A 5,740-nucleotide genomic window follows, 5' to 3' on the forward strand; every position below is an offset into this window, starting at 1 on the left:
ACAAAAAACACAAATAGTGGATCAGATCAGGGCTGATCAAGCTAAGCTTCCTAAGAAACAGCGTTACTCGGTTGGTAAGCTCCTCCAAAGAATCTCATTATCGAGAGCAACTTATTACGATGAGCGGAAGCGCATCGCTAACCCTTACGATAAATACGCTCAAGTTAAACAACGAGTGTTGGCGATTAGCAGGCAGGGGCTTTATCGCGGACGACGAACCTACGGTTATCGTCGCGTGAAAGCTTTACTTGATCAAGACGGGATTCACTTAGCCGACGCCACAGTTACCCGCATCATGCGTCAGCTAGGCGTCCAAGTAAGTATGTATAACCAACACCGTAGTGGTAAATATTCATCCTATCGCGGTACTGTTGGAAAAATTGCACAGAATGTTCTCCAACAATCCTTTACAGCAACGAAACCATACCAAGTCATCCACACCGATATCACTCAGATACGACTAGCTAATCAACAGTGGGCTTATGTTTCAGCTATGGTTGATGAAGCTAGTAAGGAAGTACTGGCTTTTCAAGTAAGTCATCATCCTAATCTACAACTGGTCAAAAGTACTATTGATGAATTACTGCAAAAATTACCTGATAATGCCCATCCTATTATTCATTCAGATCAAGGATGGCAATATCAGCAGGTTTACTATGCCAAAACACTAGCTAATCTTCATTTTGTTCAAAGCATGTCCCGTAAGGGCAATTGCCATGACAATGCGCCCATTGAGAGTTTCTTTCACCTATACAAAACGGAACTGTTTAATGGATTTACGCCATGTAAAGATTTTGGAGAGTTCAAAAAGCTTTCCTTAGACTATGTATATCGTTTCAACAACCAACGAATCTCTTTAAAAACAAAAGGCATGACACCGGTTGAATACCGGAACCATGCCTTACGAGTTTAACTATTTAACTTTGCCTAACTTTTCTGTTGCACTTCATTTGAGCTGGTCAATTTTCTTCGTCAGGAAGTCAACATAGTGGTAGGCGGCGATATTGTCCATTAGTCCTACCCGGAGATCCGCTAGGCTCAGTTTAATGGGCAGGTGCAGTTGCTTAAAATCATCCAGCAGTTTTTCTACCCGGGGCCGCATTTCTTCTGCTTGGGGAGTCAGGGTCACCCCCTGTGGCGTCCGGTTAAACAACTGACGGCCAGTGGCGTCTTCCAACTGGCGAATTTTCTTGCTAACGGTCGACTGGTCCAGGTAGAGCGCATTACCGGCCTTGCTAAAACTATGAAACTGACAAACCGCAATAAAAATTTGCAGTGTTTTAAAATCAAAATTATCCATGGATTATCACCAAACCAGTTTAACTGTGTAACCAATATCATCCAATCTCGGTAGCTGATAATTTAACAATCATCAAGCTTTATCAGTCCACACCAGAAAAATTTTTCTTACCACATCAATTATTGACATAAATTAATCCCAATGAAGCACCAAACTGACCTTTTGGATGACTTCTTCGAAAATATCCGTTGGGCAGCTTTCCACAAATTGCCATTTTCTTTGCCGAAAATCAAAAGATCTCAATTGTTCGACATAAATAGTTCCACTAACCTGTGTTCGGCCGTCTAACCGGACATGTAACGGATAATCCGGGCCATTAAAATGACTGTGAGAAATAGGAACTACCCACGCAAATGGTGAAGTTTCCGCAAGAAGATCATTACTGACAACCACTGCCGGTCTTCTTTTCTGAATTTCAGAACCAATCGAAGGATCAAAGTCAATGTAAATAATGGAACCTTGCTTCAGTTTTTTTACCATAACTCATTACCTGAGGAGTCGTTTCTTGCCAATCAGCTAAATCATCAGGCTGCTGGTATGTACCATGCCAGTCCTTAAAAAGTTCTTTCATACTTGCCGGAACTTTTTTGGTTGGCGTTAATAATAAAGCCCCGTTTTTACCCTTTTTAAACTGAAATTCTGTCCCAGGCTGAACATGAAACGCCTTGGGGATTGTTACGACAATCGCATTTCCCTGAATTCGCGCCTTTACTTTATTCATTAACTCACCCTCTTTTTGTCATTATACCATCAAGTGATTACTAAAGTAATTACATTAGTTAACTTCCCGTTAAATTAAAAACTGCCGACCTCCATCAAGACAGCAGTTTAACAAGGTTGGTTGGCATCCTTCTTCAGGGCACAGCACACTCCGTTAGCCGACAACTCACTGGTTTTTCTTCAATAACCTGTCCAGGGTAAACTGTGCCAGTGATTCTTCATAAGCAGCCGTGGCTCCCCTCAATGCCTGACTAATTAACTGTTCGCTATAAGCGATGTGGTCGCGCTCTTGGGGATAAGCAAAGATTTGTTTGGCCAGATGGCGGTTATTGAACTGAATCGGCTGCGCCCCTTCTTCCGCCAGAAGGACGTCACGAAGCGAAATCTGGTCAATGGGCCGGGCCAGCAGAAAGCCCCCGTCTTTACTGGCGACCGACTTAATCAAGTTGGCCAACACCAGCTTGCGCAACACTTTCTTGAGCGACGAATCAGACACCTGCAGTTCGTGGCTCAGGGCCGTACTTTTCACTGGCTGCCCCTGTCCTTTAATTTCCAATATTACGATCACATAAATAGCTTGTTCAAAGCCCTTGCTTAGTTTCATTGGTTCTTACCAATCTTTCCCATAATTGTGTTACCACTTCGTTAACCGTCACCGGCCGCAGCCGCTTAGCAAAGACCCCCGCACCCTTCAGCAACGGTACCCAGCGGGTCATCGCATCGTGGCGGCCATTACCGTAAACCAGGGTTGGTTCCACGTAAGCCAACCGCACCGGTGACTGTTGCAGGCGACTAATGATACGCTTTTTGGCCTGAACAAATTCTTTAGGTCCCAGCAACCCGCCAATAAAGCCCATCGCCTTAACCTGGTGGTCTTCAGCTAATTTTTGCATCAATGCAGCGGGGTCGTCATTGATGGCCAGTGATTCTGCTGGATCCTTCGCCGGCCCGCCAATAAAGTCAACCACGTAGTCAATCTGCGCTGGCAAATCCGGAATCACGGCATCAACAGTAATATCCGCGGCAATATTGGTGATGGCCGGGTCAACAAGCCGGTTTCTCACCGACCGCGATACTACATAGAAATGCGCTGACGGTTCTTGCTTCTGGGCATATTGTACAAAATTCCGTCCTAAATAACCATTCCCACCGAGTAACACAAAGTTTGTCATTAAATATCATCCTTTCGTCGAAAAATTAATTCCACAGTTATTATATATTCGTAGAATTATTTTGTCGATGGATAATTCAAAGATGACCAAAAAATGACTGCTAACGTTCGTCAGCAGTCATTATTGGTATTACAGATACTTCAAGCCCCGGTAGTAAGAGTGATTATAAGAGAACCGCTCCAAGTCGTGTTCATGTAACTCTTTAGCCGCCTTGGCGACCCAGTTCGGGTTCCGCAACAAGGCGCGGCCTTCCATAATCAGGTCTGCCTGGTCATTTTGTAGGATGTATTCAGCGAGGCCCGGATTATCGAGCAAGCCGACCGTTGAGACGGGAATGTCAACTGCCTGTTTCATTGCCGTGGCAAAGCGGGTTTGGTAACCATCGTGAATAGGGAAGTCCGGCTTAATTGGCAATAAGCCGCCAGTCGAAATATCCAACAGGCTAACCCCGTCAGCGGCTAGCCACTTCCCCACTTGCTGCCAGTCGGTAAGACTATTCTGCTGGTCAGCCAACAGGTAGTCAGTCAGTGACAGGCGGGTCCAAATCGTGCCGTTGAAGTGCTCCTTGACGACACTGACTACTTCGTGCAGCAGGCGGTAACGGTTTGCCAGACTGCCACCATATTCATCGTCTCGTTGGTTAACCAGTGGTGAGAGGAATTGGTCAAGCAGGTAGCCATGGGCCGCGTGAACGTCGATCATGTCAAAGCCGGCATCCTGAGCACGCTTGGCAGCTGCCCCAAATTCGTCCACCAGGTGGTGGATTTGCTCCGTGGTCATTGGTGCTGGTGTGCCAATTTCATCGTCAAAGGCCACCGCGCCGGCTGACATTAAGTGCTCGGCATTTTGTGCTTTGCGTCCGGCATGGTTCAACTGGATGCCGACCTTGGCGCCCAGTGAATGCAACACCCTTACTAGCTTGGCCAGCTCCTGGCCCTGCTGGTCATTCCACAATCCCAGGTCACGGTTGGTAATCCCGCCATCGGGATCCACCGCGGTGGATTCAATAATAATCAACCCCACCTGACCCATCGCCCGTTGAACATAGTGGGCAAAGTGAACCGGCGTTAGCATCCCGTCGTGTTGCTGAACATCAAACAGGCACATTGGTGACATCACTACCCGGTTTTTCAACGTTAACCCGCCAACCGTTGCTGATGATAGTAATTTAGACATTATGATCCCCCTCAATAACAGGATTTATTGTAACATCATTCACTTGCAAAAGTAAACTCAGCGAACTTAAAAAGACCCTCCTCCCAGCAATAGGAGAAGAGCACCGTTAATTATTGTTCTGCCACGAGCTTAGTTGATCAATTACACATTCTTAATTAACCGCTAGTTAAGGCGGTTTTGGATATCTAACTAAAAGCAGTACATCTGTTTACTCGAATCTAAAATGTTGAATCTTGAAGGATTTTAGTGATGAATAGTAGTTCACGGATTTTGTTGGTTTGTGGGAAAACTTATCTATATTGAACAGTGATATGTGTATTTTTTTTAATCATGAAATACCTTTAATATTAAAGTTGATATTAGCTATTTTTTCCTCATTTAATATTTTCAGCACATCAACAATTTTAGGCACAGTGATAATTTCTGACGCATCAACATCCCAATTATTTTCGTTAATCTTTTTACTATTTGTAACCCCATGATAAATCCTGGAACTATAGCCTTTTGATTCACACAATTTAATCATTTGATTTATTTTTTCTTTGTTTTCATCAAAGAATTTTCTACCTGCATCTAGATATAGATACTGAATTCCTAAAAAATAATTTTCTAAATGCGGCATTATTGACAGGTTCCTATCATTTTCAAAAAAGTTAGCTGATGTTTTTGTTTTGTTATAGAAATTATTATCCAGTACTGATTTGTTGAGATAAATATCCTTTTTTAATTTGCCATTATCAACTATGTGTTCATTAATTTTACCAATAATAAATATCTTATGCTGTGCTATATTCCTAAGATGATATCCAATTCTATAAGACACGAATCGATCAAACATCCCATGCTCAAATTCAAGCCATTTTTGATAATATTCAGAGCTTAAATTACTTTTAGTCCAATTTTCTAAATAATTAATAATCAGTCTAGAATCCGAGAGGAAGTCAATTATTGCCCTAGCCACATGGGTATGAGATTCGACCGTATTTTCTAGTCGATTAATACTGAATATTAAATAATCATGTGCATCATTACATATATAGAAAATTTTAACTAACTGATTTAATAATCCCAAAGTTTCCGCAAAAGTATGTGCAAGTTCTCTGTCATCACTGTCTAAAGCCCTGTTTAGTTTTATACTCATTGTCTTATTTGGAAGTGTCACCATAAAAAATGGAATTTTCTCTTCACTACTTCCGCCAAATTTATTCTCATCCGGTTTCAAATCTACTTGTACCTCCCCATGACAATATCCTTAACTTCTTGTAGATAATCATCAGTATATTCAGGGACAAGCAATTGGCCGTCAATTGCATCAAGCATGACCTTTTCTTTATCTTTCAGCTTTTTGTACACCGTATTATCAATGAATCCC

8 protein-coding genes are annotated in these 5,740 nt (G+C 42.7%); 1 reads left to right on the plus strand and 7 read right to left on the minus strand.

The features are described 5' to 3' along the window. Positions 1 to 913, plus strand: a 913-nt coding sequence (locus ACEYV4_RS08975; protein WP_373842953.1) for an IS3 family transposase, incomplete at its 5' end; no start/stop codon positions are given. A gap of 33 nt (positions 914 to 946) precedes the next feature. On the opposite strand, the gene ACEYV4_RS08980 is transcribed toward ACEYV4_RS08975, so the two are convergent. The 7 genes from ACEYV4_RS08980 to ACEYV4_RS09010 all read right to left on the minus strand — a co-directional run bounded on the left by ACEYV4_RS08980 (position 947) and on the right by ACEYV4_RS09010 (position 5,590). Further along, a complete protein-coding gene (locus ACEYV4_RS08980) occupies positions 947 to 1,300 on the minus strand; it encodes a LysR family transcriptional regulator (protein WP_373842954.1) in 354 nt (117 codons plus the stop codon). A 132-nt stretch (positions 1,301 to 1,432) separates the two neighbouring features. Next, positions 1,433 to 1,780, minus strand: a complete 348-nt coding sequence (locus ACEYV4_RS08985; RefSeq protein ID WP_373842955.1) for a type II toxin-antitoxin system PemK/MazF family toxin — start codon at positions 1,778 to 1,780, stop codon at positions 1,433 to 1,435. Further along, on the minus strand, positions 1,740 to 2,021 hold the full coding sequence (gene mazE, locus ACEYV4_RS08990) for a type II toxin-antitoxin system PemI/MazE family antitoxin (RefSeq protein ID WP_373842956.1): 282 nt from the start codon (positions 2,019 to 2,021) through the stop codon (positions 1,740 to 1,742). The genes ACEYV4_RS08985 and mazE overlap by 41 nt, the downstream gene beginning before the upstream one ends. A 165-nt stretch (positions 2,022 to 2,186) precedes the next feature. Then, positions 2,187 to 2,624, minus strand: a complete 438-nt coding sequence (locus tag ACEYV4_RS08995; RefSeq protein WP_373842957.1) for an Rrf2 family transcriptional regulator — start codon at positions 2,622 to 2,624, stop codon at positions 2,187 to 2,189. Beyond that, a complete protein-coding gene (locus ACEYV4_RS09000; protein ID WP_373842958.1) occupies positions 2,602 to 3,192 on the minus strand; it encodes an NAD-dependent epimerase/dehydratase family protein in 591 nt (196 codons plus the stop codon). The genes ACEYV4_RS08995 and ACEYV4_RS09000 overlap by 23 nt, the downstream gene beginning before the upstream one ends. A 129-nt stretch (positions 3,193 to 3,321) precedes the next feature. After that, positions 3,322 to 4,368 (minus strand): NADH:flavin oxidoreductase/NADH oxidase, encoded by a 1,047-nt coding sequence (locus ACEYV4_RS09005; protein ID WP_373842959.1) that lies wholly within the window; start codon positions 4,366 to 4,368, stop codon positions 3,322 to 3,324. Positions 4,369 to 4,696: 328 nt separating this feature from the next. Beyond that, positions 4,697 to 5,590, minus strand: a complete 894-nt coding sequence (locus ACEYV4_RS09010; protein ID WP_272218677.1) for a hypothetical protein — start codon at positions 5,588 to 5,590, stop codon at positions 4,697 to 4,699. Positions 5,591 to 5,740: the final 150 nt, after the last annotated feature.

It is taken from the genome of Limosilactobacillus sp. (assembly GCF_041859915.1).
Classification (GTDB): domain Bacteria; phylum Bacillota; class Bacilli; order Lactobacillales; family Lactobacillaceae; genus Limosilactobacillus.

Excerpts from the sequence above, each read along its gene's own strand:
- ACEYV4_RS08980 (WP_373842954.1), bottom strand. The coding sequence starts at position 1,300 with ATGGATAATTTTGATTTTAAAACACTGCAAATTTTTATTGCGGTTTGT.
- ACEYV4_RS08985 (WP_373842955.1), bottom strand. The coding sequence starts at position 1,780 with ATGGTAAAAAAACTGAAGCAAGGTTCCATTATTTACATTGACTTTGAT.
- mazE (WP_373842956.1), bottom strand. The coding sequence starts at position 2,021 with ATGAATAAAGTAAAGGCGCGAATTCAGGGAAATGCGATTGTCGTAACA.
- ACEYV4_RS08995 (WP_373842957.1), bottom strand. The coding sequence starts at position 2,624 with ATGAAACTAAGCAAGGGCTTTGAACAAGCTATTTATGTGATCGTAATA.
- ACEYV4_RS09000 (WP_373842958.1), bottom strand. The coding sequence starts at position 3,192 with ATGACAAACTTTGTGTTACTCGGTGGGAATGGTTATTTAGGACGGAAT.
- ACEYV4_RS09005 (WP_373842959.1), bottom strand. The coding sequence starts at position 4,368 with ATGTCTAAATTACTATCATCAGCAACGGTTGGCGGGTTAACGTTGAAA.